The sequence below is a fragment of the Micromonospora sp. NPDC050200 genome (assembly GCF_040656135.1).
Taxonomy (GTDB): domain Bacteria; phylum Actinomycetota; class Actinomycetes; order Mycobacteriales; family Micromonosporaceae; genus Micromonospora.
Window position 1 is genome coordinate 1 of record NZ_JBFALG010000171.1, and the last position, 1,489, is coordinate 1,489.

The 1,489-nt window shown below is 69.5% G+C and carries 1 protein-coding gene; it reads right to left on the reverse strand.

Translation table 11 applies throughout. The annotated features are described in order from the left end of the window. Positions 1 to 25: 25 nt before the first annotated feature. Entirely contained in the window at positions 26 to 1,456 is a 1,431-nt protein-coding gene (locus AB0I41_RS35190; protein ID WP_357115816.1) for an IS701 family transposase, read from the reverse strand. Between the last annotated feature and the right edge of the window lie 33 nt (positions 1,457 to 1,489).

The following is a 1,489-nucleotide window of genomic DNA, read 5'->3' on the forward strand; positions in this document are numbered from 1 at the left end:
CGGCTAGTACGGCAGCCCGGGTTCGTTATGTAGATGCCGGTTGATGGATCGGTTGGGTGCGGCGGCGGTAGTGGCTGGTCCGGGCGCGTGCTTGGTGTTGGCGCCGCCAGTGTGACCAGGTCAGCCAGTGGCTGATCGGGTGGACGGTGTTGGTGATCAGCTTCGCGAAGAGGTGGCGGATTTCGGGCAGGGTCAACGGGATCACTGTCTGGTCGGCTGCGGGACGGTCGTCGTGTTCGCGGGCGGCGATCACGGTCAGGATGGCCTGGGCGAGCATGACGAGGGTGACGTGTCGGTGCCAGGCGTGCCAGCGGCGTACCTGGGGTTCGTCCAGGCCGATGGTCTTGCCGGTCTGGAAGCAGGTCTCGATGGACCATCGGGTTCCGGCCACCCTGACCAGCACGCGCAGCGGAACTGGCTGGGGTGACCAGCAGCGGTAGAACGCCAGCTCGCCGTCGCTGATCCGGCGGCGGATCAGCAGGGCGTGCTGCCCCGGGGTCTCGTCGGCGGGCGGGGTGATGCTGATCCAGGCCCAGTCGTAGTCGCGGGCGCCTTTCGACCCGGCTCCGGCGGACAGCCGGTTCCACGCCCGGCTCGGCAGGTCGGCGGCGAGCCGGTCGGCGCGGACCGGGCCGTCGACCGGGCGGGCGGTGACCCGGTGGCTCTTCGCCACGGCCAGGACGTAGCCGATCCCGCGGGCTTGCAGGTCGCGGCGGAGCTGCCGATCACCGCCGTAGGCCTCATCCGCGGTGGCCCATGCCGCAGGCACGTTCGCTTCGAGGGCGCGGGTGAGCATCCGCCGGGCCAGGACGAGCTTGGTGGCGAACTCGATATCAGCCGGGATGCCGGCGGCGGCGCACCGATCGGGGTCGTCGGTCCACGCCTTGGGCAGGTAGACCGCCCGGTCGATCAGCGTGTAGCCGCCTGGTGCGGCATAGGCGAGGTAGACCGCGACCTGCGCGTTCTCCACTCTCCCCGCGGTGCCGGTGTACTGCCGCTGCACCCCGACGGTGTGCACGCCCTTCTTCAGGTCACCGGTGTCATCAAGGATCAACACCCCGGCCGGGTCGCCGAACGCGTCGATCACGTAGCCCCGCACGTCGTCACGCACCGTGTCGGCGTCCCAGACCGCCTCGCCCAACAGCCGCTGCATCGCATGCGGCGATGCGTCCCCAGCCTGCTCAGCCAACTGCCAACACGACCGCGTGTCCACATCCGACAGCAGGCCGAGCAGGAACAACCTGGCCTGCCGCCGCGGCTCCACCCGCGAGAACCGGCCCGCGATCCACGCGAACCCGGTGTCGAACTCCGCCAGCCATCCCTCGGCGTCTACGCTGTGCCCAGCGGCCGCCGCACGATCTTCACTTGTCCTCACAAACAGTGCATGATCAACCGGCGGCCGTCTGCATGCCCGCAGACACGCCGACCAGCCCAGGCTGAACTCATCGCCGGTCATCTACATAACGAACCCGGGCTGCCGTACTAGCCG

Excerpts from the sequence above, each read along its gene's own strand:
- AB0I41_RS35190 (WP_357115816.1), bottom strand. The coding sequence starts at position 1,456 with ATGACCGGCGATGAGTTCAGCCTGGGCTGGTCGGCGTGTCTGCGGGCA.